Origin of the sequence: Coprococcus sp. RTP21204st1_G4_RTP21204_210225 (genome assembly GCF_040915385.1) — a bacterium.
Taxonomy (GTDB): Bacteria; Bacillota; Clostridia; order Lachnospirales; family Lachnospiraceae; genus Allocoprococcus; species Allocoprococcus comes.
This window is the reverse complement of sequence record NZ_JBCPDP010000001.1, coordinates 222,326-245,738: the sequence shown is the minus strand read 5'-3', so window position 1 is coordinate 245,738 and position 23,413 is coordinate 222,326. Positions and strand designations below refer to the sequence as shown.

Below are 23,413 nucleotides of genomic sequence, written 5' to 3'. Positions count from 1 at the left end.
AGGATGAAATTTAAAATATGAAAGATCTAACAAAAGGAAAACCATCCACACTGATACTGGCTTTTGCGCTGCCGATCTTTTTCGCAAATCTTCTGCAGCTTACATACAGTCTTGTGGATACCAGAATTGTCGGAACTTTCCTGGGAGAGGATGCGCTGGCGGCTGTCGGCGCGACCACAACCTTAAGTAATCTGATCATTGGATTCTTGCAGGGACTTTCGGGGGGATTCGCGATTATTATTGCACAGAAATTCGGTGCAAAGGATTATAAAAATGTGAAGAAATCATTCGCAATGTCGCTGACCATGGGTACAGGAATTGCAATATTTTTTACGGTGTTCGGATTGTTATTTTTACAGCCGATCTTAAATATACTGAATGTTCCGTCAGATCTGATGGCAACGGCAAAAAGCTATATTTTCGTGATCATTGCAGGGCTTGTGGCGACATTTCTCTATGATGCCTGCGCGGCTGCACTCCGGTCACTCGGAGATACCGTGACGCCACTTGTGATCCTGGCAATCTCAGTTGCACTGAATATTGTTGGGGATCTGCTTTTTGTCGTAGTGCTGAAAAGCGGAGTGCGGGGAGCTGCGATCGCAACGGTACTGGCACAGGCAATCGCGTTTGTTGTGTGCTGGATTTATATGGTAAAGAGATATGAACTGTTAAGACTTAGCCGGGAAGATTTCAAAGATCCGAATTCGGTTATGGTGAAAAATATGCTGAGTGCGGGAATGTCCATGGGATTCATGAGCTCTCTGATCAATATCGGTTCCCTGACGCTTCAGACAGCGATCAATAAACTTGGGAATGATTATATCGTAGCACAGACAGCGGCCCGGAAGCTGACTGAAATGTTCATGATTATGTTTACAGTATTTGGAAATACGATGGCGACCTACTGTGGACAGAACCTTGGAGCAGGAAAGATCGACCGGATCAAAAAAGGGATCTGGCTTGCGATTTTCTATACTTGTATCTGGTGTACACTTGTGATCGTGGCAAGCTACACGATTGGAGATAAACTGGTCTATCTGGTAACAGGTACACATAATGAAAATGTGATCTTAAATGCGACCAGATATCTGAAATTTGATACATTGTTTTATTATGTAACAGCAGTAATCTGCATTGTGCGAAATGCCATGCAGGGACTGGATGACCATATTACACCGATCGTATCAAGTACACTTGAGATGCTTGGAAAAATTGTAATCGCATTTACACTGGTTCCACATCTTGGATACACGGGGGTTATCATTGCGGAGCCGATTGTGTGGTTTGTTATGGTGATTCCGCTGATCGTGCAGATTTTCCGGATGCCGGTGCTGAAGCAGACAAGCCTTTCTTGACACTATTCATACGCCTGTGCTAGAATAGGCTTGTTTAGAAAAATAAATACAGATGCGTAAGGTGTCAATCAGACGGAATGTCTGGATTGGTGAAAAGGGAAACAGGTGCAAGTCCTGTATGAACTCGTCACCGTAATTTGCAAGCTTAGGCTGTCATACCACTGGGAGACCGGGAAGGAAAGCCACAAGCGTCTGAGCAATCAGTCGGGAGACCTGCCTTTCGCAGTACAGGAACGGAAAGTTCATGCCACGAGTAACTGGCAGTACGAAAGATAGAAACTTCAGACTGATTTTGCGAGGGCAAAATGTCAGTTTCTTTTTTGTACGCCCTCGTTAAATTTAGATACGGGGGATTTTTTTGTTTACAAAAAATATGCTGTAAAGTGTAATGAATATCATTCCGATTCCTGAAAGTATGACAAAAAAGTCAGGGAGGATCAAGATGAAGAAACGAGTATTAGTAGCATTACTGGCAACAGCACTTACGGTGTCTATGATGACTGGATGTGGAAGCAAGAAGACAGAGGACACTTCTTCTACAAAGACAGAAGAAACATCCGAAGACAGCGATCAGGAGGCAGCAGACAAAGTGGCAAAGCTGATCGATGACATTTATGTGCAGGAAAGAACAGACAAGACAGATGAACAGTGTAAGGCTGCAAAAGAAGCCTGGGATAAGCTTACTGATGCACAGAAAGAACTGGTAGAAGGCGAGAACGCTGATCCGGATTATTTTGGAAGGGATACAGGCGATGCATCGAAAGATGATCCGCTGAACGAAGATAACATCGGAGAAAATGAAATTCTGGTTGTAAGCTTTGGTACATCTTTTAATGACAGCCGTGCAGAGGATATCGGTGGTGTGGAAAAAGCACTTCAGGCAGCATATCCGGACTGGTCTGTAAGAAGAGCATTTACAGCACAGATCATCATCAACCATGTACAGGCCCGTGATGATGAGAAGATCGACAATATGGATCAGGCACTGGAAAGAGCAGTCGACAACGGGGTTAAGAACCTGGTCGTACAGCCGACACATCTGATGCATGGTGCCGAGTATGATGAACTGACAGAAGCAGTTGAGAACTACAAAGATAAATTTGAATCTGTAAAAATTGCAGAACCACTTCTCGGTGAAGTCGGAGCGGATGAAACAGCGATCAATGAGGATAAAGCAGCTGTTGCAGAAGCAATTACAGCAGAAGCTGTAAAGACAGCTGGATTTGACAGCCTGGATGCGGCAAAAGAAGAGGGAACCGCATTTGTATTTATGGGACATGGAACTTCACACACAGCAAAGATCAGCTATTCTCAGATGCAGGCACAGATGGAACAGCTTGGTTATGAGAATGTATTTATCGGAACCGTAGAAGGCGAACCGGAAGATACCGCTTGTGAAGCAGTAATTGAAAAGCTGAAAGATGCAGGATACAAGAAAGTAATTCTTCGTCCACTGATGGTTGTAGCAGGAGATCATGCAAACAACGATATGGCAGGCGATGATGACGATTCTTGGAAGAGCCAGTTTGAAGCATCCGGAGTATTTGACAGTATTGATACACAGATTGCAGGTCTTGGTGAGATCGATGCGATCCAGCAGCTTTATGTGGCACATACACAGGCTGCAATTGATGCAGAATAAATAAAAAAAGAGGGATTTATAAGATGAAAAAGAAACTGTTAGTATTGGTATTATCTGCTGTAATGGCAGTGGGAATGATGAGCGGATGCGGTGCAAAATCAGACACATCAGATACGAAAGCAAAGACAGCAGAAAGCTCTTCTGCTAAAGAAGAGGAAACAGAGGAACAGACAGAGTGTGAGCTTGAAGACGGAACCTACACAGCAGAGTTCAAGACTGACAGCGGAATGTTTCATGTAAATGAAGCGAATGACGGAAAAGGAACACTCACAGTAAAAGACGGGAAAATGACGATCCATGTCAGCCTGGTTTCTAAGAAGATCGTCAACCTGTTTGAAGGAACATCCGAAGATGCACAGAAAGATGGTGCAGAACTTCTGGAACCTACAACAGATACGGTAACCTATAGCGACGGTGCAACAGAAGAAGTTTATGGATTTGATATTCCGGTTCCTGAACTGGATAAAGAATTTGATGTGGCTCTGCTCGGAAAAAAAGGAGTCTGGTATGATCATAAGGTAAGTGTGACCAATCCGGTGAAAGTCGAAGAATAATTGAAGATAAGTGAAAGGACTGTTTCCCTGAGAAATGGGAAATGGTCCTTTTTTTGCTTGGGTATGAACTGGATAACACTATACTTTTATATGTCAGATAGTGTATACTAGGCAGTGGAAGATCATACAAAAGAGAGAATGTTTTGTATATAAAAACTAAAATGTGGAGAGGAAGTTAAAATACGATGTACTACGTACCAGATGGCACAAAAGAGTGTGGATTTTATGAATGTAAAAAATGTGGAAACCGTTTCTTATCCTTACAGACAATGAACCGGATCCCATGTCCGGAATGTGAGGCAGAGATCGACTATGAGATAGGACCAGACGAATCCATGGAAGATGCTCTGGACACGGCAGAATTACTGGAAAAGATCATCGGTGAAAAAGAAGTAGAGAAAATGGATGGACTTCTGAGTCTTGCAATTACCGGTGGAGACTGTAACTGGATTTAATTTTCGGTTAAAAGTGTTGAATGGGTGGTTAGGAAAAACAAACGAAGTGTGTTATAATAGAAATATGAGTAAAAGAGGGAGAAAATAGATGGATATTCATGATTTGAAAATATTTCTGACGATCGCACAGGCGTGCAGTGTTTCCGGAAACACGTACAGGAATGGCTGCAAAAGATTCGCTCAGGAGAGATTACACGATAAGAAAAAAGTTGATAAGTAGTAACGAAAAGTTGCGGGTAAGTCACAAACTATACAGAATGCATGAAAAAGCGGAGTATAGTTTGTGGCTTTTTTGTCGACAATTCCATGGAAATAGATGATGACTATAATAATGGAATATTTATAGAAAAATTGAATTTGAATAAAATGTATAAAAGAATATAATGGTAATACATGGATGCTGGCAAAATATACAAATAATCGTGCTGGCACAAATATATTTTTTACAGGAGGATTTGAAAATGAATATTGGGGTAACAGAAATCAGTCCAAGAGAGGTGCAGAGAAAGGCAGAGAAATGTTTTAAAGATGGATATTACTGCTGTGAAGCTCTGGTCAGCACGATCCGCGATGAATTCAAACTGGATGTGCCGAAAGAGGTTGTAGCTATGGCATCCGGAATGGCAGTAGGAGCAGGAAAATCAGGATGTGTCTGCGGTGCATTTAACGGAGGAATTCTTGCACTTGGAATGTTCTTCGGCCGTACCGAACAGGATGGACCGACCAACCCGAAGAGTATCAAATGTATGGAGCTTACGCACGAGCTTCATGACTGGTTCAAGAAGGCAAATGGTAAAAATGCAATCTGCTGCAGAGTTCTTACAAAGGAATTCAATATGGGACAGGGTGAACACAAAGAACAGTGTATCTATTTTACAGGACTTTGTGCATGGAAGGTAGCGCAGATCGTCTGTCGTGAGCTTGGTATCAAGAATCTGGATGAAATTGATGAACCGTGCGAAAGAAGAAAAATTGCAGATATCTAAATAAAGTGGTAACGACAGCCGCTTGATGAGAGAAAGGGAAAGAAACAATGAAAGACGTAATTAAGAAAGTACCGATTCCGCTTTGCGGAGTCATGCTTGGCGCGGCAGCACTTGGAAATCTACTTCAGAGCTATTCAGAAGGAATCCGTTATGTATGCGGTATATTCGCAGCATTTCTTCTGATACTGGTGCTTTTGAAGCTGATCATGTTCCTAGGAGCAGTGAAAGAAGATATGGGAAATCCGATCATGGCAAGCGTATCAGGAACGTTTCCGATGGCACTTATGATTCTCAGCACTTATGTAAAACCGTTTATCGGAAAGGCAGCTTATTACATATGGCTTCTGGCAATCATTCTTCACATCATTCTGATCATATACTTTACGGTGAAGTTTGTTCTGAAACTTCAGATGCCGAAAGTATTTGCAAGCTATTATATTGTATATGTAGGAATTGCTGTAGCGGCTGTTACAGCACCGGCTTATGAGCAACTTGGAATCGGAACCGCAGCATTCTGGTTTGGATTTGTAACACTGATCGTACTTCTTGTACTTGTAACCTATCGTTATGTGAAGTTTAAAGAAGTGCCGGATCCGGCAAAACCGCTGATCTGTATCTACGCAGCACCGACCAGCCTGTGTATTGCAGGTTATGTACAGTCCGTAACACCGAAATCATACGGTTTCCTGATGGCAATGTTTGTAGTTGCAACGGTTATTTATATTTTTGCCCTGGTAAAAGCAGTGGGATATCTGAAGATGCCATTCTTCCCAAGCTATGCAGCCTTCACATTCCCATTTGTTATCAGTGCGATCGCAACTAAACAAACTATGGCATGTGCAGCAAATATGGGACATCCAATGCCATTTCTTCAGTATGTAGTTCTGATCGAGACAATTATTGCAGCAGCACTTGTTGTTTATACTTATGTTCGTTTTATGGGGGCTATTTTCGGAGGAAAGAAATAAAAGATTTGACCGGACAGATAAAAAAGGGTAAACTTAAATTTATCAAGAATATGTCGGATGAGGGACGTCCTAGACACCGCAAGGGGCCGAAGAAGCAAAACGTAAGGTAACATCTTCCTTTCGTGGAAACTGACAGGCAAAAAGGAAGGCGACCTGACGAATCTTTGGAGAGTGTGCAAAGAAAGCACCACCTACGAGGCTAGAACCAACTGGTAAAAGGACAGAGAAAACAGATGAACGATTTTTTTCGTGTATCTGTTTTTTTCTGCCCTTTTTATATGGGCACTAATATGAGATGAGACTGTTAGCAGGCAGTACGTGGTGGCATACAAAAGTATTATCCGAGGAAGAAGGGAAAGGGCATTTTTTGAATAAAATTTGACAGAAGAAAAAGAAAAGCAGGAGGAAAAAAAGATGAGAATGATGCTTGTAGGAGCCGGTGCTGTCGGTGAAAGTATTTTAAAAGTAATGCAGTGGAGAGACCCAAAGGGAGAATGGCTGAAATATGTACTGGTCTGCGACTATGATCTGAAAAGGGCAGAGGAAGTTGTCGGTATGATGAAGGGGGATTCCCGTTTTGAAGCCTCTAAGATCGATGCAACAAATACAGAGGAAATGGCAGAACTGATCCGGGAGCATAAGATTGATTTTGTGATGGATGCAGCACCACCTTTTGCAAGTAATATGATTTTTGACGCTGCATTTAAAACGGGTGCAGATTACGGAAGCATGGGAACCTGGTCGGTTCCGATGGAAGATCCGGCTTACGGACTTGGTATTGAGAACAGCTATACTGAACCGATGACAAAATACAATTTTGACCGTCATGAAGCCTGGAAGAAGCAGGGGAATATGGCTGTGATCTGTATGGGAATCGATCCGGGTGTTGTAAATGTATTTGCAAAATACGCGGCGACAGAGCTTTTGGATGAAATAACAGAAGTTCATGTAAAAGACGGCGGAAATCTGTCTGTTCCGGGTGCAGATCCGGATGACATTATGTTTGGATTCAACGTGTGGACCGTGCTGGATGAGGTAATGAACCCGAATGTTGAGTATGATAAGGAGAAGGGCGGATTTATCGTAGAAAAAGCATTTGCAGGGCAGGAAGTCTATGAGATGCCGGAAGGAGTAGGAAAAAATACTCTGGTAAAGGTAGAGCATGAGGAGGTTGTGACGATGGCACGCTACTTAAGCCAGTATGGATTGAAAAAGGCAACCTTCAAGATCAGTCTTGATGAGAATCTGATCACGGCACTTAAGGTGCTGGATAAGCTGGGACTTCGCAGTATCAAGCCGGTGCAGGTAGGGGATGTGAAGGTAGTTCCAAGAGATGTGGTTGCAGCCTGTGCACCGCAGCCAAAAGATATCGGAGATGAGATGACCGGAAAAATGCTGGTCGGAGTACAGTGTATCGGAAAGAAAGACGGAAAGGAAAAAGAATACTTCTTGTATCAGCCATTTGATAATCAGGAGTCTATCGAAAGATGGGGAACCCAGGCTGTTACCGCCCAGACAGGATTTGGAGCAGCACTTGCACTGGAGCTGATCGGAAGAGGAATCTGGAAAGAAGCTGGGGTCTATGCACCGGAATATTTTGATCCGAAACCATACCTTGAATTAATGAAAGAAAGTGGTTATAAATACGGAATTATAGAGAAATAATCTGGATGCGCTCAGAGATGGTCTGAGAAAATAAACAAAATAAAGTTACGCGCAAAAACGGTACAAAGTCATAGAAGAACTTTGTGCCGTTTTGTGTGTGACAGGAAATCAGATCAACTTACACTCTTTGGCCCATTTGGTGACAAAGGTAAGAAACTTATCAAGTGCAGGAGAGAGTTCAGGTGTATCCAGATAGGCTACGGACAGATTCCTGCGGAAGTGTTCGGTAAAGGAACGGACACAGACGTTGAAGGGAATATTATGGAGCAGAAGTTTGGGAAGTACAGTGATGCCAAAGCCCTGTTCCACCATTTTAATCGCAGTATAGTCTTCATTGATCCGAAATCTTACGTTAGGCGTGATATGGTTTAATCGGAATAATTTTCCGGTTTCATAATCAAAATCATCGGCGGAGAGAACAAAATCCTGTCCGTCAATATCGGCAAAAGATACCGTCAGCTGATCGGCAAGAGGATGGTCCAAGGAGGTAACCAGAACCAGTTCGTCGGTGCCGACAGGCAGATTTGGGAAATCCTTTGCGACATATTGCGAAACAAAGATACAGTCCAGTTCTTTTTTGCGAAGCTTTTCCGTCAGGTTCTGAAATCCGTCAACATAGAGCCGAAAGGTGATATTCGGGTATTCGGCAGAAAAATTTTTCAGTACTCCGGGGAGCCAGTTATAGGCAATGCTCTGCACCGTTCCGATGCGGATAAAGCCACTGTCCAGATTGTTGATATTTGAGACGATCTGATCGATCCGTGTATTGGCGGAGCGGATATGCATAAGTTCTTCAAAGATGGGTTCTGTTCCGGGAAGTGCTTCCATTCCGTTTTTTGAACGCTTGAACAGCTTAAGACCAATCTCTTTTTCATAATTGCGGATAGTCTGGCTGACAGCTGACTGTGTGTAGTTGTGTTTTTGAGCAGCTTTTGAGATGCTCTGATTCTCATAGACATCAAGAATCACATCGTATTTAGACATGATGAAACCTCCCGTGGTGTTGATAAACAATGCTCTTTTACTATCTTACTTAATATAAGGAAGATAATCAATATCTGTGGGATTTTATTATAAATTTTTTTAAAATCAAACATAAGAAAAAGTGAAAATATAAGCGCAAATCAAAGAGTTAACAATGTATTAAGAAAAAGTGAAGTCTGATATCAGTTTTACAGACTTTTCAATGACCGGAAACTGGAATAGCATAGAACAGGGGAATGAAATTCAAAGGATTTTAAGTGTATCATGAATTAAAGGAGAAGAATAATGGGATACAATTACTGGAACGGAACAGAAGCGGCACACCGCCGTGTTATGATGAAGGCGGCAGGATATTCGGATGAAGATATCCGTCAGAAACCGCATATCGGAATACCGAATTCTTACATGGCAGGTTCTCCCGGAACTGCGCATCTTCGCCAGGTGACAGAAGCTGTAAAAGAGGGAATCTGGGCAGCAGGTGGAATCCCGGTAGAATTCGGAATCCCGGCTACTTGCGGAAATGTGGCAAATGGTGCGGATGAGATGAAGTATGAGCAGGTAGGAAGAGATATCGTGGCAATGTCCATCGAATTTGTATCCAGAATACATAATTTCGATACGATTTGCTGTGTGGCATCCTGTGATCTGATCATTGCCGGATGTTATCTGGCAGCGTGCAGACTGGATATTCCGGCTCTGGTAGTGACCGGGGGATCAATGCAGGCCGGAAATTACTGCGGGAAGACAGTTGTAGAGGCAGATCTGGATGCGGCAAGATTCTCAGGTGCTTCCGAAGCTGAGTTATTTGAAATGGAAGAAAGCGTCTGCCCGTCATTCGGTGCCTGCCCGTCCATGGGAACAGCGAACACGATGCAGATGTTAGGTGAGGTGCTGAACCTGGTTATGCCGGGAACATCTACGATTCCTGCATCAGATAATGCAAGACTTCGTGCTGCAAGAACAGCAGGAAAATACATGGTACAGCTTGCCAGGTCCGGAAAGACACCAAAAGATCTGATCACCAAAGATGTTCTGGAAAATGCGATCATGTTTGATATGGCAGTTGCAGGATCAACCAATGCGGTACTGCATATCCTGGCATACGCATATGAACTTGGTATCAAGCTTACACTGGCAGATTTTGAAAAGTATGCGAAGGAAATTTACTGCATCAATGCAGTGATTCCAAGCGGACCGTATACAGTTGTAGATTTTCATTATGCCGGCGGTGTAAAGCAGGTCATGAAGCAGCTTGCCGGTAAAATCCATACCGATGCGCCGACGATTTACGGGGATACAACTTGGGGTGAACTCCTCGATTCTGTGAAAAGCGCGCCAAATAAAGTCATTCATTCGCTGGAAGATCCTGTAGCAAAAGAACCGGGACTTAAAATCATGCGGGGAAATATTTCTCCGGCAGGAGCGATCGTACGTCCGACAGCAGTATATGAAGAAGTAAAATACATCAAAGGTGCGGCAAAAGTGTATGAATGCGATCAGGATGCATATAGAGCCATTATGGCAGGTGAGATTGTTGCGGGGGACATTCTTGTTATCCGCTATGAAGGCTGTAAAGGAGCACCGGGTATGAAAGAGCTGATGCTTAGTATCGATGCGCTGATCGGACTTGGACTTGATAAAAAGGTCGGGCTTATCACAGACGCGCGTTTCTCCGGATTCAACTACGGAGCAATCGTCGGACATGTTTCTCCGGAAGCTTATGACGGCGGTGTGATCGCTTTGATCGAAAATGGTGATGAAATTGAGATGGACATTGCAGGGGGAACCGTCAATCTTCTCGTATCCGATGAGATCTTAGCAGAAAGAAGAAAATCCTGGGTACGTCCGCCGCTTAAGCAGCAGAAGGGTGTTTTAAATATTTACGCACAGAACTGCAGACCGGCAGAAGAAGGCGGTGCAATGCAGCCATGGGCACTGGATGCAGACTACGGATATCATCACGAATAAAAGTATTGGTATGGATAAGGAGAGAACGGGTATGTTATTGCTTTCAAAAGAGGATATTAAAAGTGTAATTACAATGAAAGATATGATCGAGGCGGACAAGCAGGCATTTAAGATGGTTGTCGATGGTACGGTAGATACACCGCTTCGTACAGTCATCAATGGAAAATATGACGGCGCATTTCTGTTTATGCCGGCCTATGCTCCGGAATTAGATGCAGCAGCCATGAAGGTGATCAACATTTTTCCACACAATATCGATAACAATCTGATGACATCACCGGCGCAGACCATGCTGATCGACGGAAAGACGGGATATGTGATCGCGATGCTGGATGGAACTTATGTGACACAGCTTCGTACGGGGGCCTCTTCCGGTGCAGCATTTGATCTGCTTGGAAAAAAGGAATGTAAAAAAGGTGCAATGATCGGTACAGGGGGACAGGCAGCAGCTCAACTTGAGGCAATGCTCGCAGCAAGAAAGCTGGAAGAAGTAAAGATCTTTGACCTGAATGAAGAAAGATGCAAAGCATTTGCCGAAGAAATGCAGAAGGGACTGGCTAAATACGGTGCAAAAATCATACCGGCCAAGGATTCAGATGACTGTATCGAAGATGCAGATCTTATTATCACAGTGACTCCTTCCGCAAAACCGGTATTTGACGGAACAAAGGTAAAAGCCGGTGCAACCATCAGCTGCGTAGGTACTTATGAGCCCCATAAGCATGAGCTGGATCCGGCAGTTTTACCGAGAGCATCTAAGATTATCTGTGATTCAAAAGAGGCGGCGCTTTCAGAGACGGGGGATCTTCTGATTCCGATTGCAGAGGGAATCATTACAGAAGAGGATGTGCTTGGAAGTCTTGGAGATGTGATCAATGGAAAGATCAAAGGACGTGAAAATGACGAAGAAATTATCGTATATGAAACCGTAGGAGTTGCTGCGCAGGATTTGGTGGCAGCAAAGGTGATTTATGATAAGGCAGTAGAAGCCGGAAAAGGACTTCGCTGGGGAGAATAATCTAAAAAGAGGATGTAAATACAAAAAACACGGAATATTTCCGTGTTTTTGGTATTTTAAAGAATAGCTTTGTGATAAGATAAACAAGAACAATAATTTAAAGAAAAGGAAACAAGAGAAATGCTAACTACATGGATTCAGGCAGTATACCAATTTTTATGGGGAGATCTTTTAAGGATACCACTTCCGGGAGGTTCCTCTTTTGGTGTGTCACTGCTTATTATTTTACTGATTCCCACAGGAATCTATTTTACGATCAGAACAAGATTTTTGCCGGTTCGTCTTTTTGGAGATATGGTTCGCGCGCTTACCGGGAAAAAGAAGGAAGATGGCAGTCTGTCGACCTTTCAGACACTGATCGTCTCAACTGCAACGAGAGTCGGAATGGGAAATCTGGTTGGAGTAGTCGCTGCCGTTTCCGCAGGCGGTGCCGGTGCGGTATTCTGGATGTGGATCACAGCGATCATCGGTTCTTCAACTGCGTTTATCGAGGCAACACTTGCACAGCTTTATAAAGAAAAAGATCCGCTTTACGGAGGCTACCGCGGAGGTCCGGCATATTATATGCATCATTATGTAGAGAGACGGACAGGAAAGACAAAGAAACATGTCTGTATTGCGGTGCTCTTTGCAATCTCAGGGCTTATCTGCTGGGCCGGGATCAGTCAGGTGATCAGTAATTCGGTTGCATCTTCTTTTGAAAATGCGTTTGGGATTCCGCCAATTTTAACGACGGTGATTCTGGTAGCCGTTGCGGCAGTGATCGTACTGCGAAAAAATGCCACAGTAAAGGTGTTGGATATTCTGGTTCCAATCATGGCAGTCTGCTATTTTGTGATTACGATAGTCATTATCTTGTTGAATATCCGAAGCCTTCCGGGTGTATTTGAGCGGATTATCCAGGAAGCGTTTGGGATCCGTCAGGCAGCAGCCGGAGGGTTCGGAGCAGTTCTTATGAATGGTGTAAAAAGAGGGTTATTTTCCAACGAAGCGGGTTCGGGATCAGCACCATGCGCAGCTGCGGCTGCAGAATGTGATACGCCTGTAAAAGCAGGATTTATACAGGCATTGGGTGTATTTATAGATACAATTGTGATCTGCAGCTGTACGGCGATGATCATGCTTCTTGTGCCGGAAAAGATGATAGCAGGACTGGAAGGAATGGAGCTTTTGCAGACAGCAATGAATTATCATCTCGGTAAATTTGGCGTGATCTTTATTGCGGTTACGTTGTTCCTTTTCAGCTTTTCAACGTTTCTTGGAATCCTGTTTTATGCAAGAGGAAATGTGGCATATCTTTTAGGGGATAAGTGGTGCTGGCAGACAGCATATAAAATCCTCGCACTTGTGATGCTCTTTATCGGAGGAATTGCGGCTTATCATATTGTATGGGATCTTGGCGATGTGGGAATCGGACTTATGACGATTTTTAATATTGTGACTTTGTATCCTATGGGTGGAGAGGCACTGGAGGAATTGAGGAAGTACGAAAAAAATAAACAGTAGGAGAAACTGGAGAATGTCAAAAGATGAATATTTAATTACAGATGCGCCTCTTAAAGCATTAACTGTTTTTGCAATGCCTATGATTTTAGGCAGCTTTTTTCAACAAGTATATAATATGGCTGATTCTATTATCGTAGGTCAGTTTGTTGGTTCGTCTGCACTGGCGGCAGTCGGTGCCTGCGCTGCACTTACGAATGTCTTCATTTGTATAGCATTGGGTGCCGGTGTAGGTGCAGGAGTGCTCGTGAGCCGCTATTTTGGAGCCAGAGATTATAGTAAAATGAAAACAATCGTGTCAACATCATTGATCAGCTTCCTGATTCTAAGCGTACTTCTGGGTATATTTGGCTTTTGTTTTTCCCATTCGATGATGAGTTTATTACAGACACCTGCTGATATACTGGATGAAGCAGTACTGTACCTTCGTGTTTATTTTGTGGGATTTCCGTTTCTGTTTATGTATAACATCCTTTCAACGATGTTTACCTCGATCGGTGAATCAAAGATTCCATTGGGACTGTTGATATTTTCTTCTATTTTGAATATTTTTATGGATCTCTGGATGGTGGCCGGACTTGGTTTGGGGGTATTTGGTGCAGCTCTTGCAACCCTCATTGCGCAGGGGATTTCGGCAGTGTTTTCACTTTTGATTTTCTTTAGCCGGATGCGTCGATATAAAAGTCATTTTGACTGGTTTGATGGGAAGGAATTGCATTCCATGCTTCGGATCGCTGTGCCATCTGTTCTTCAGCAGTCTACAGTGTCAATTGGCATGATGATCGTACAGGCAGTTGTAAATCCATTCGGTACACAGGCACTTGCCGGTTATTCGGCAACGATGCGGGTAGAGAACGTTTTTTCACTGATTTTTGTATCCATTGGAAATGCAGTTTCACCGTATGTTTCCCAGAATTTTGGCGCAAAGAAAATGGAACGTATCAAAAAAGGATATCATGCGGCACTGGTGTTGGATTTATGTTTTGCAGTTCTTGCTTTTATAGTCATTGAAACGCTGCATACCCAGATTTCCTCGTTATTCCTGGGGAAAGACGGAACTGCCCTGGCATATCAGGTGTCCGGGGATTATATGAGATGGCTTGGTTACTTTTTCATTTTTATGGGTATCAAGATGGCAACAGATGGAGTACTCCGTGGACTTGGTGTTATGCGCCCGTTTCTCGTCGCCAATATGGTAAACCTTGCAATCCGCCTGACAGTTGCTTTGATTTTTGCACCTCGTTTTGGTATCGAATTTGTCTGGCTTGCTGTACCGGCTGGCTGGTTTGCCAATTTTGCGATTTCCTATGTGGCACTTAGAAAATCGTGGCCAACTGATAAAGCAGCTTCAGTTTGCTAACTGTCTGTTTATTCCGGAAATAGAATTACCCGCACCAACGGTGCGGGTAATAGCATAAGTCAGCAAGAATATGAAATCAGAAATATAATGCCGAAAATCCTTATGGAAGCGGATGACCTGCAGCCAGGTACAGCTCATACCATTCTTCGCGAGTCAGTGTTATCTCACATGCTGCGATAATTTCTTTCAGGCGGCTTTCGCTTGCAGTTCCGGTAATGATTTGCATATTTGCCGGGTGACGTAAAATCCACGCAGCCGCAATGGTAGTGTCGCTGACATTATATTTTTCAGCCAGTACATGAAGCTTTTGATTCAGTTCCGGGTATTCGTCACTTCCGAGAAAGCATCCTTTCCATGCCGGCATCTGAAATGGTGACCAGGCCTGGAGGGTGATATCATGGAGGCGGCAGTAGTCGAGCAGACTTCCGTCGTGGTCAATTGAACCGGGGGTTTCCATATTGACTTCCATGCCATTTGCAACAAGATTGGAAACCGGAATGCTGAATTGAACCTGGTTGACAACGAGCGGTTGGCAGACATACTTCTGCAGTAGTGCAATCTGCATCGGTTTGTGGTTTGAAACACCAAAATGGCGGACCTTTCCGCTCTCAAACAGAACATCAAATGCGGCAGCAACCTCTTCCGGTTCTACGAGTGCATCCGGACGGTGAAGCAGCAGAAGATCGAGATAATCTGTCTGAAGCCGTTTTAAAATACCATCGACGGATTTCAAAATGTGCTCTTTTGAGAGATCATAACAACCTTGCCGGATGCCGCATTTTGACTGCAGGTAAATATCTTCCCGTTTCAGGGATGGATCGCCGGCAAAGGCTTCGCCGAACACAGTCTCGCTCATACCGCCGCCATAGATATCCGCATGATCGAAGAAATATGCGCCCTGTTCCAATGCAGAGTGAATGAAATGGTTCATTTCCTCCTTCGATTTTTCAGAAAGTCGCATGCATCCGACTGCAATGGAAGGAATTTTTTGCAGATGATTGCCCAAAATAGTTTCTCTCATGATAAAAATCTCCTTTGTAATGATTTGATATTCGCGGAATTTTTCCGTAAAGCAAGTATGGAAGAAGTCCGGAAGTAAAGAAATAATAATTGTTATACTTTTGACCATAGTATCATCATATCATAGAAGCGCACTCGAGAGTCAATGAAAAAAAGATAAAAGACGAAATTCCTACGAACTGTGAAGTTAAGCAGTTTGTAGGAATTTTTTTGGAAAAATTTACAACCCAAAAATCAATGTAAATACAACCTTATAATGTTAAAATAAATATGCATATTCAACATATTTGTTGAAAAATAATGATGCTTGAATAAAGGAGGGACAGCCGGAATGAATTTAAAAGAAGTTTATGAGATTTTTTATCCGGGCAAATGTAAAGAAAATCCATCTGTGTGGAATGTTCCCCCAAAATACCGTTCGAAAAAAGATTTTTTTGAAGAACTTCTTCCAATGGAAATACGATGGATCAATTTTAAAATCTGGAATGATAAAGCACGAAGAAGCAGATTTTTTTCGAATTGTAAAGGAGAAACCCGATATATTGCATCATTACGCACATTTTTATTTGAACAACCATGGACTATCTCGAGGATAGAAGGAAAAGCGAATGAGCTTTTGAGTGGTCAGATTTCCGAAAAGGTTATGAATGAAAGCTTTTTACGGATTGTAGAGAAAGAAGGAATCGAGATTTCGAGGAAGCTTAGATCATATTTGTTTGATGACGAGACAAATCAGTTGAAAACAAAATGGGGGAATGTACTGACGTTTTATGTTCTACTGGCTATTTTACCGGAAGAAATTAATCAGATTTACGTACAGTATTTGTATAATCAAGAACAGAGTGCGCAACTTAAGGGAGAAGAGGAGAGTAATGGTGTAGCAATAAAAGATGCTGCATTATTTCAATATGAATATCCACCGGATATGAGCATTGTATCGCCGGGAGAAAAAATAAATCATACATGGGTAATCAAAAATGTAGGGGATACTCTATGGGAGAATCGATATTATGAATGTAATCAGTCTATGATGGAATTAGATGAAAAAAACAGAATTCTTCGGATTCCGAAATTTGTTTACCCGGGAGATAAAGTGTCTCCAAGTGTATCATTTTATGCACCGGACAAACCGGGAACTTATGTCATGAACTGGAAAATGAAGGATAGCAAAGGAAAGATTGTTTTCCCGGATAAATTGGGAATAGGATTGCATTTCATGGTAATGGATTTTGAAGAGGATAAAGCAATCCGGGGTGAAAATTATAATGTAATAGAAGAAATACCTCGACTTTCTGCCCCGATTATTGCAGGGAATTTGTATTCTCACACCTGGATTATTCAAAATACAGGAATGACTATTTGGAATGAGTATTATTTGGAGTGTATCAACGGAGATAACTTTTCTTACGTGAAAAAGGAATTATGCGTACCACTTAAAGCGCATGTTATGCCGGGGGAAAAAATCTCTGTCAAAGTGGAATTCGCAACGCCACCGATAGAAGGTATCTATACCATGGTCTGGCAAATTATGAAGAAAGACGGAACACCGGCGTTTGCAAAAAACAGGAGGCTGGAGGTTCTGTTGAATCTGATATAAAAGATGTCGGAAACCATTTGTTTAGAGGAAGGAATCAGAGGAACAGTATGAGTTATGTAGTTACAATTTTCACTGAAAAGCATTTATATCGGGTGAATATTGAAGAAGGAACAAAATATACCATTGGATCTGGTGAAAAAGATGCATTTCCGATGTCAGAGCTTGGCGTAGACGGGCAACTTGGGATCTGTTTTCATGCAAAAAAACAAATCCTGAAGTTGAATGCAAAAAAAATCCCTTTGTCAGTAAAGGAAATGAAAGAAGAAGCTAAGTTAGTTAATATTTGTGAATTTCCGAAAATAGAAGTAAGGTTTACCAGGGATACTGGAGAATATTCAGAATCATATCCTATTCCTTATGAGTGTCAGATTCATATCGGAAGATCTAAAAAAAATGATATTGTGTTAAATGATTCTTATGTGAGCAGAAATCACCTGCTCATTACATCTGAAAGAGGAAAAATACGAATAGAGGATTTAGGAAGTAAATATGGCACTTATCTGAATGGAAGTCCCCTTAAAAAGGCAATGCTGAAATCCGGTGATGAAATTGATATTTGTGATTTGCGTATTATTTGCAAAGAGAACACTTTATATTTTTATAATCTTCATGAAACACCGGAACTCAAATATCAGAAAGAGATAAATCATCCGGGGATGGCGACGAATATTGTTTCTATGCAGAAAGGGTATCCGGTATACCATCGTTCGCCGAGAATCAGAGAATCCTTGCCTGTGGATGAGGTGAGATTGTCGCATTTACCTAATAAACCACAAAGATTTTCTATCAGGAAAGCCAACTTTTTGCCACTTTTAAGTAGTGGTGCCATGGCGGGAGCTTCGTTTGCAATGTCGAGTTTTTCTCCTGCTATGCTTGCTATGCGTGCAGCAATGATGATTTCCCCTGTTGGAAGCCTGATTGGAAATAGCAATAAAAAAGCACGTAAGATGCTTATGGTCGAAGAGGAAGAACGTTTCCAGAAATATGCGGACTATATTGCAGGAGAAAAAGCGCATATTCATGCTATCGGAAAAAAACAAAAGGAAATCATAAACCAGGAGAATCCTTCGCCGGAAATATGCGAAACAATTCTGAATAAGATGTCGACTTCTTTATGGGAGAGAACAGCGACAGACTCTGATTTTCTGCAGGTCAGAATGGGCGCTGGGTATGCCCCTCTTTGTGTAGATGTAAAGCCGCCTACAGATGTCAACGATTTCCATATGGAAAGGGATGAACTGGAGGAGCTGACAGACCGTATTATACAGGAGACTCATTTGGTAGATGATGTCCCTGCCAGACTGGATCTTTTAAAGTATAGTTCTGTTGGTGTGATCGGAAACAGGGGCAAGGTGACAGACTTATTAAAGAATATACTGGTTTCGCTTTCTACATTGCATTTTTTCAGAGATGTTCGTATTGTAGGCGTTTTTGATCCGGAAGAAGAGGAAGAATGGAAATCTTTGCGCTGGCTTCCTCATATCTGGGACGATGAATTGCAGACCAGATATTTGAATTTTGATCCGCTTACAGAAGAATCTCTTGCAAGTCTTTCGCTGAATAGTGAAAAAGGATATGTAGATTCTTATGCTAAATTCCGTGAGAAAGTAAACAGTATCATTGCGGAACGAAAGGATCCGGATTTTCAGGCGAAGTGGAAAAATGGGACGAGTCCGATTCCGCATTATATTTTTCTTTTCGCTTCCAGAAAAAAAACGGAGTGCTTTTTATCAATGCTTTCCGAAAATGATCCTGCTATGGGGATATCAACAATCTTTTTATATGATGAACAGTATTATCTGCCGAATTTCTGCCAGTATATTGTAAATGTGGATGATCCGTATGATGACAGAACGGCCACCGCTTTTTATAAATACAGAGCAGATGAGAAAATGTGGTTTACCATGGATCAGCCGATTCCACAGAGAAAGTTTGATGCGTTTTGCAGACAGATGTCGGCTATCGAGGTTGAAGATGCTGTCAAGGGACAGATTCCGGTTTCGCTTACCTTCCTGCAATGTATGGATACAAACAAGGTACGCGACCTGAACGTGCTGGAAAGATGGAAAAAGAATGATAGCGCTGTGAATATCACTGCGCCGTTAGGGGAAGGTGAAGGCGGCAAGCTGTTTTCATTATCTCTTCACAGACACTGTTCTCATGGCCTTGTCGCAGGTATGACAGGATCGGGAAAGAGTGAACTGCTTATTTCATGGCTTTTATCTATTGCATGTAATTATCATCCGGAGGATGTTTCATTTGTAGTGATTGATTATAAAGGCGGAAGTACGGCAACATCGCTTGAAAAGCTTCCACATGTCTGTGGAATTATTACGGATGTTGGCAGTGGGATTGACAGATGTTTTCAATCGCTGGAGCATGAGCTGAGGCGAAGAGAAGCCATTTTTGCTTCGGTAGGTGCAAAGGATATCAAGGAGTACATAAAAGGATATCACAAGGGTGAGTTTAAAGAAGCGGTGCCAAGACTTCTGATCGTATTTGATGAATTTAAAGAGCTGATCAAGGAAAGACCGGTTGTCAAAAAAATGGTTGACTCCATAGCTGCAAAAGGAAGTTCTCTGGGCGTACATCTGATTCTGGCTACCCAAAGTCCGGCAGATGCAGTAGATGAGGGAACCTGGAATAATACCCAATATCAGATTTGTATGAAGGTGCAAAATGCTGCCGCCAGCAAGGTGATGATTCATGAACCGGATGCGGCGATGATTACACAGGCAGGAAGAGCTTATGTAAGAGTCGGAACCTCCGAAAAGGCAGAAATTTTCGCGTTGATCCAATCCGCCTGGTCCGGAGCTCCTTATCAGGAAAATAAAGAGCAGGGTGCTTTGGAAGTGCGCTATGTAGAAGTAGATGGATCGCGTATCAAAACAGTAGAAGAAAACCACACCCGATTTGTTTCGGATAAGAAAGAAATTGAGGCAGTGATAGCTTATATAGCAAGAACAGCAGAAGCGGCAGGTATAGAGAAGCAGCCATCGCCGTGGAAAACAGAACTTCCAGATCTCTTTAGTTGGAAGAAACTGCCGGTTGAGGGTGGCTTTGACGGAGAAAAATGGGAGATGACAGATGCTCCTTGGTTATCAGTGCCGATAGGTATTTTTGACAGACCGGAGCTTCAGGTGCAGGGAATACAGTATATGGATTTCCTGAAGGAAGGCAATTTCGGTGTCTTTGGAAGCTCGCAGACAGGAAAGACATCATTGCTCCGGACGATTGCAACATCTTTATGCCGTATGTATTCTCCGCGGGATATGCATCTTTATATCATTGCGGATATGGCAGGTATGGAGGCCTTCCCGCAGGTGGGAGGCGTTGTGGGATCCGGACAGGAAGAGAAGCTGGGTAAGCTTATAAATATGCTGATCAGTTTCCTGAATGAGAGAAGAAAAATCTTCAATCAGGAGAGAGTGGATTCTCTGAAAGCTTACCGGGAACTGGTTAGTGAAGAGATGCCGGCTGTTTTTGTTTTGATTGATCGCTTCAGTGGTATTCTGGAATCGAACCAGGATTATAAAGACATATTTGTCCGTCTTTTTAGCGAGGGTCCATCAAAAGGAATCTATTTTGTTTATACAGGTGTGAACAATACAGGCGTGCCTTATAAGCTGACGGCAAATGTTTCCGGGGCTATTTCTTTCATGCAGTCTGACCGAAGTGAATACAGCACTTTAATAGGACAGGTGAGAGAAGCAAGATTGCCGGACAGAGTAGGTAATGCTCTGATTAAAGTAAATCAGGAACTGATCAATTTCCAGAAGGCAATGTATGAACCTGGAGAAAATGATAAAGAGCGTGAAATGGCTTTGAAAGCAGAAGCAGAGGGCATGACAAGAGCTTGGAAAGGAAAACCTGCTTTGAGAATACCGGTTCTTCCGGAAAGCATTTCTGTGAAAAGTATGGCAGATCTCAGCAACAACGAGCAGGGAATTGCCGTTGGACTGGATGCAGAAAGCATAGAAGCGGTTCATGTAATGCCCGGAGAAACGACGGCAATGGCAGTTACCGGAAGAGTTGGATGTGGAAAGAGCGCAATGCTTCGCAGAATAGGAAAGATGGTACTGGAAGTGAATGGAAATACACTTTTATATTGCCTGGACTCAGAAAGAAAATCTCTGGCGGACTTGCAGGAGAAGGGAACTGCTTATGCGCAGCTTTCAGAAACTGAGAAAGTACAGGATTTATTTTCCCAGATCTTCAAAGAACTGACAGATCGCATGCGAAAAAGAAAAGAAGCTGCGGTCGAAATCACGGAAGAACCTTGGATGATCCTGCTTATCGATGACATAAAAGAATGCAGCAAGTTACCGGATGATATACAGCTGCAGTTACACAGGATTATGACAAAGACAAAAGGTTATGGCGTGCTGGTCCTCTGTGGAATCCGTCAGGGTGATCTTTTCAATTTTTATACGCAGGATCAGCTTGGTGTGGACCTCAAATCTTCCGGTGTTGCTCTTGCTTTGTCAGATACGGCAGTGCATTATGAAGGCTTTTATAAGAATAATTTTACGCAAAGCCAAAGAAATGCAGAGCTGGAAAAAGGCTTTGGAATCTTTTTTGCAGGCAATGGCAGCAAGAAGATCAAGTGCATAGATAGCTAGGAGGATGGGAAGATGAATCGAATCATAGTCACAATAAGAATAAAGCAAAAAAAAGAATATGATTTGGAACTTCCTGTAAATCAGAAGATCAAAGACTTGATGCAGGATATTTCAGATTCTCTGGAAGGACTGGATCCTTTGGCATCGTTTGACCCGGAACAGGTCAGTCTTGTGGATCAGAGGAATGGAAGAAGATTAAACGCAGAGAATTCCTTGTCGGAAGAGTGTGTATGGAACGGAGATATCCTGGAAATACAGGGATATAGATAGAAGAATGTATCTAAAATAAAGAGATTACGAAATAAAACGATCTTAAAAACGATGTATGTTTTTAAAGATAAAAAAGTCAGAAATGATGTATTAAGGAAAGGTGGAAATCAAATGAAAATTATTGTAACTCCAGAGGAAATGAGAAGTAACGCAACAAATATCCGCACTGAAAAGGCTAATTTTGAACAGTGTATCAGCAGCATGCGCACAATTGTAAACAGCATGAGTGGCGTATTCGAAGGTGAGGCTGCAACAGCTTTTGTATCAAATTTCGAAAGCTACAATGCCCAGTTTACATCTTTTGGAGAACTTCTGGAAAGCTTTGCACAGAAGCTGGATACAGCTGCCAATACTATGGAAGAAACTGACGGGGGACTTGCTGCATCTATGGGACAGTAAGAAAAGGCAATTTGTGCGGGGATACGTCCTCGCACAAAGATGTGCTGAGACAGAAATGAGTGATGAAAAGAATGAAAGAACTAATACTATCTCCGGAAGAAATCTATTATATCGGAAAAGTAAGTGGCGGAAAATATCTGGATTATGATTATATTGCCGCTATGCAGGATATTGGAAAGCGGGGGAAAATAAAAGCACAGGAAATTCTGGATGGTCTTGAAAGGAAGGGATATGCCGAGGAGGATTTCTTAGGCAATCTGGAAGTAGAGCCGGCATGTACAGAAATGCTGCAGCTGGTTTATCAGGGGATGTATGAATCTGAGCTGATTTTACGGGAAGAGTCAGGAGCATCTGTACATTATAAATTTCATCATATGGAGAATAGAATTACATCTGTAGAGTGCCGTGCGCAGGAGTACTGTGTCAGGGCGCAGGAAAAAGAAGGAATAGAAAAGATGCTGTATTCTCTTTTGGAGGAAGATGTGCATACAGAGGAAAGAGAAGCATACATTGCGATTGACCAGGCAGAAAGGAGCATCATTCTGAAAGGTACTCATATCGGAAAGGATACCTGTCTCTATTTCTATGCAGAAAAAGGTGGTTCTTTCTATGAGATAGCTCCGGAACAAAAAGAAGAAACGATACTTCGCCTGGTTGAAAAGAATGTCGTTTGTGAGCAGGCAAAAAAGATTCTGATGGGAGACTGAGAAAATGGCATACAAAGATGAAAATGGAAAAATAACAATTGATGATGTCGCTGCCGGAGAGGATATCAGGAAAATCGAGCGGGCACAGTCTATCCTGCAAAATGCATTGCAGAGTCTGAGAGCAGCTCAGACAGAAGGGGCAAATTCAAAAGGTGAGACAGCCCAGGCTATTTATGATAAATCCCAGGAACTGATTAACCAGATTCAAAGGCTTGATAGTAATTTGGAGGAAACAACAAATTATATTCGCCATGTGCTTGCTGTTTATAAGGCGAAGGATGAAATGCTCAAGGAGATTATGGCAGCAGCGCAAAACATGAATTAAAGTGGAGGTATCCAA

20 protein-coding genes and 1 riboswitch are annotated in these 23,413 nt (G+C 42.5%); of the genes, 18 read left to right on the top strand and 2 right to left on the bottom strand.

The genetic code is table 11. The features are described from left to right. Positions 1 to 17 precede the first annotated feature (17 nt). The 8 genes from AB5213_RS01190 to AB5213_RS01155 all read left to right on the top strand — a co-directional run bounded on the left by AB5213_RS01190 (position 18) and on the right by AB5213_RS01155 (position 7,625). Positions 18 to 1,355 carry an MATE family efflux transporter gene (locus AB5213_RS01190; RefSeq protein WP_215633581.1) on the top strand — a complete coding sequence of 446 codons (1,338 nt, stop codon included), beginning with the start codon at positions 18 to 20 and terminating at the stop codon, positions 1,353 to 1,355. 42 nt (positions 1,356 to 1,397) lie between these two features. Next, a riboswitch (cobalamin riboswitch) is annotated at positions 1,398 to 1,591 on the top strand. Positions 1,592 to 1,797: 206 nt separating this feature from the next. Beyond that, positions 1,798 to 2,997, top strand: coding sequence for a sirohydrochlorin cobaltochelatase (locus tag AB5213_RS01185; protein ID WP_215633580.1), 1,200 nt, complete (start codon positions 1,798 to 1,800; stop codon positions 2,995 to 2,997). A 23-nt stretch (positions 2,998 to 3,020) separates the two neighbouring features. Then, on the top strand, positions 3,021 to 3,551 hold the full coding sequence (locus AB5213_RS01180) for a hypothetical protein (RefSeq protein WP_022220058.1): 531 nt from the start codon (positions 3,021 to 3,023) through the stop codon (positions 3,549 to 3,551). Positions 3,552 to 3,736: 185 nt separating this feature from the next. Further along, positions 3,737 to 4,006, top strand: coding sequence for a hypothetical protein (locus tag AB5213_RS01175; protein ID WP_215633579.1), 270 nt, complete (start codon positions 3,737 to 3,739; stop codon positions 4,004 to 4,006). A gap of 88 nt (positions 4,007 to 4,094) precedes the next feature. Then, positions 4,095 to 4,226, top strand: coding sequence for a hypothetical protein (locus tag AB5213_RS01170; protein WP_271817264.1), 132 nt, complete (start codon positions 4,095 to 4,097; stop codon positions 4,224 to 4,226). A 241-nt stretch (positions 4,227 to 4,467) separates the two neighbouring features. Continuing rightward, positions 4,468 to 4,992 carry a C-GCAxxG-C-C family protein gene (locus AB5213_RS01165; RefSeq protein WP_022220060.1) on the top strand — a complete coding sequence of 175 codons (525 nt, stop codon included), beginning with the start codon at positions 4,468 to 4,470 and terminating at the stop codon, positions 4,990 to 4,992. A gap of 47 nt (positions 4,993 to 5,039) precedes the next feature. Further along, on the top strand, positions 5,040 to 5,960 hold the full coding sequence (locus AB5213_RS01160; RefSeq protein ID WP_215633578.1) for a TDT family transporter: 921 nt from the start codon (positions 5,040 to 5,042) through the stop codon (positions 5,958 to 5,960). Positions 5,961 to 6,374: 414 nt separating this feature from the next. Beyond that, positions 6,375 to 7,625 (top strand): saccharopine dehydrogenase family protein, encoded by a 1,251-nt coding sequence (locus AB5213_RS01155; protein WP_368276226.1) that lies wholly within the window; start codon positions 6,375 to 6,377, stop codon positions 7,623 to 7,625. Between the two features lie 108 nt (positions 7,626 to 7,733). On the opposite strand, the gene AB5213_RS01150 is transcribed toward AB5213_RS01155, so the two are convergent. Next, positions 7,734 to 8,609 (bottom strand): LysR family transcriptional regulator, encoded by an 876-nt coding sequence (locus AB5213_RS01150; protein WP_008368761.1) that lies wholly within the window; start codon positions 8,607 to 8,609, stop codon positions 7,734 to 7,736. Between the two features lie 285 nt (positions 8,610 to 8,894). Here AB5213_RS01150 and ilvD point away from each other — a divergent pair, with 285 nt between their 5' ends. From ilvD to AB5213_RS01130, 4 genes are all read left to right on the top strand, one after another. Next, positions 8,895 to 10,577, top strand: coding sequence for a dihydroxy-acid dehydratase (ilvD, locus tag AB5213_RS01145; protein ID WP_368276225.1), 1,683 nt, complete (start codon positions 8,895 to 8,897; stop codon positions 10,575 to 10,577). After that, positions 10,549 to 11,595, top strand: a complete 1,047-nt coding sequence (locus AB5213_RS01140) for an ornithine cyclodeaminase (RefSeq protein ID WP_008368757.1) — start codon at positions 10,549 to 10,551, stop codon at positions 11,593 to 11,595. Before ilvD ends, AB5213_RS01140 begins: the two co-directional genes overlap by 29 nt. A gap of 120 nt (positions 11,596 to 11,715) precedes the next feature. After that, positions 11,716 to 13,101, top strand: a complete 1,386-nt coding sequence (locus tag AB5213_RS01135) for a sodium:alanine symporter family protein (protein ID WP_173692141.1) — start codon at positions 11,716 to 11,718, stop codon at positions 13,099 to 13,101. A gap of 13 nt (positions 13,102 to 13,114) precedes the next feature. After that, positions 13,115 to 14,458, top strand: a complete 1,344-nt coding sequence (locus tag AB5213_RS01130) for an MATE family efflux transporter (protein ID WP_055155513.1) — start codon at positions 13,115 to 13,117, stop codon at positions 14,456 to 14,458. Between the two features lie 100 nt (positions 14,459 to 14,558). Here the strand turns inward: AB5213_RS01130 and AB5213_RS01125 are convergent, their stop codons facing one another. After that, complete coding sequence (locus AB5213_RS01125) at positions 14,559 to 15,479, bottom strand: aldo/keto reductase family oxidoreductase (RefSeq protein ID WP_022220063.1); 921 nt, start codon at positions 15,477 to 15,479, stop codon at positions 14,559 to 14,561. A gap of 330 nt (positions 15,480 to 15,809) precedes the next feature. Between AB5213_RS01125 and AB5213_RS01120 the strand changes: the two genes are divergently transcribed. From AB5213_RS01120 to AB5213_RS01095, 6 genes are all read left to right on the top strand, one after another. Next, positions 15,810 to 17,075, top strand: a complete 1,266-nt coding sequence (locus AB5213_RS01120) for an NBR1-Ig-like domain-containing protein (protein ID WP_022220064.1) — start codon at positions 15,810 to 15,812, stop codon at positions 17,073 to 17,075. Between the two features lie 47 nt (positions 17,076 to 17,122). Continuing rightward, entirely contained in the window at positions 17,123 to 21,697 is a 4,575-nt protein-coding gene (essC, locus tag AB5213_RS01115; RefSeq protein ID WP_270223077.1) for a type VII secretion protein EssC, read from the top strand. Positions 21,698 to 21,709: 12 nt separating this feature from the next. Beyond that, on the top strand, positions 21,710 to 21,967 hold the full coding sequence (locus tag AB5213_RS01110) for an EsaB/YukD family protein (RefSeq protein ID WP_055155510.1): 258 nt from the start codon (positions 21,710 to 21,712) through the stop codon (positions 21,965 to 21,967). 111 nt (positions 21,968 to 22,078) lie between these two features. Continuing rightward, positions 22,079 to 22,366, top strand: coding sequence for a WXG100 family type VII secretion target (locus AB5213_RS01105; RefSeq protein ID WP_044998562.1), 288 nt, complete (start codon positions 22,079 to 22,081; stop codon positions 22,364 to 22,366). A 71-nt stretch (positions 22,367 to 22,437) separates the two neighbouring features. Further along, positions 22,438 to 23,073 (top strand): hypothetical protein, encoded by a 636-nt coding sequence (locus AB5213_RS01100; RefSeq protein WP_368276224.1) that lies wholly within the window; start codon positions 22,438 to 22,440, stop codon positions 23,071 to 23,073. Positions 23,074 to 23,077: 4 nt separating this feature from the next. Then, positions 23,078 to 23,398 carry a hypothetical protein gene (locus tag AB5213_RS01095; protein WP_008368736.1) on the top strand — a complete coding sequence of 107 codons (321 nt, stop codon included), beginning with the start codon at positions 23,078 to 23,080 and terminating at the stop codon, positions 23,396 to 23,398. Positions 23,399 to 23,413: the final 15 nt, after the last annotated feature.

Coding starts and splice junctions, on each gene's coding strand:
- AB5213_RS01110 (WP_055155510.1), top strand. CDS start 21,710: ATGAATCGAATCATAGTCACAATAAGAATAAAGCAAAAAAAAGAATAT.
- AB5213_RS01120 (WP_022220064.1), top strand. CDS start 15,810: ATGAATTTAAAAGAAGTTTATGAGATTTTTTATCCGGGCAAATGTAAA.
- AB5213_RS01125 (WP_022220063.1), bottom strand. CDS start 15,479: ATGAGAGAAACTATTTTGGGCAATCATCTGCAAAAAATTCCTTCCATT.
- AB5213_RS01150 (WP_008368761.1), bottom strand. CDS start 8,609: ATGTCTAAATACGATGTGATTCTTGATGTCTATGAGAATCAGAGCATC.
- AB5213_RS01140 (WP_008368757.1), top strand. CDS start 10,549: ATGCAGACTACGGATATCATCACGAATAAAAGTATTGGTATGGATAAG.
- AB5213_RS01160 (WP_215633578.1), top strand. CDS start 5,040: ATGAAAGACGTAATTAAGAAAGTACCGATTCCGCTTTGCGGAGTCATG.
- AB5213_RS01170 (WP_271817264.1), top strand. CDS start 4,095: ATGGATATTCATGATTTGAAAATATTTCTGACGATCGCACAGGCGTGC.
- ilvD (WP_368276225.1), top strand. CDS start 8,895: ATGGGATACAATTACTGGAACGGAACAGAAGCGGCACACCGCCGTGTT.
- essC (WP_270223077.1), top strand. CDS start 17,123: ATGAGTTATGTAGTTACAATTTTCACTGAAAAGCATTTATATCGGGTG.
- AB5213_RS01165 (WP_022220060.1), top strand. CDS start 4,468: ATGAATATTGGGGTAACAGAAATCAGTCCAAGAGAGGTGCAGAGAAAG.
- AB5213_RS01155 (WP_368276226.1), top strand. CDS start 6,375: ATGAGAATGATGCTTGTAGGAGCCGGTGCTGTCGGTGAAAGTATTTTA.
- AB5213_RS01130 (WP_055155513.1), top strand. CDS start 13,115: ATGTCAAAAGATGAATATTTAATTACAGATGCGCCTCTTAAAGCATTA.
- AB5213_RS01095 (WP_008368736.1), top strand. CDS start 23,078: ATGGCATACAAAGATGAAAATGGAAAAATAACAATTGATGATGTCGCT.
- AB5213_RS01180 (WP_022220058.1), top strand. CDS start 3,021: ATGAAAAAGAAACTGTTAGTATTGGTATTATCTGCTGTAATGGCAGTG.
- AB5213_RS01105 (WP_044998562.1), top strand. CDS start 22,079: ATGAAAATTATTGTAACTCCAGAGGAAATGAGAAGTAACGCAACAAAT.
- AB5213_RS01135 (WP_173692141.1), top strand. CDS start 11,716: ATGCTAACTACATGGATTCAGGCAGTATACCAATTTTTATGGGGAGAT.
- AB5213_RS01185 (WP_215633580.1), top strand. CDS start 1,798: ATGAAGAAACGAGTATTAGTAGCATTACTGGCAACAGCACTTACGGTG.
- AB5213_RS01175 (WP_215633579.1), top strand. CDS start 3,737: ATGTACTACGTACCAGATGGCACAAAAGAGTGTGGATTTTATGAATGT.
- AB5213_RS01100 (WP_368276224.1), top strand. CDS start 22,438: ATGAAAGAACTAATACTATCTCCGGAAGAAATCTATTATATCGGAAAA.
- AB5213_RS01190 (WP_215633581.1), top strand. CDS start 18: ATGAAAGATCTAACAAAAGGAAAACCATCCACACTGATACTGGCTTTT.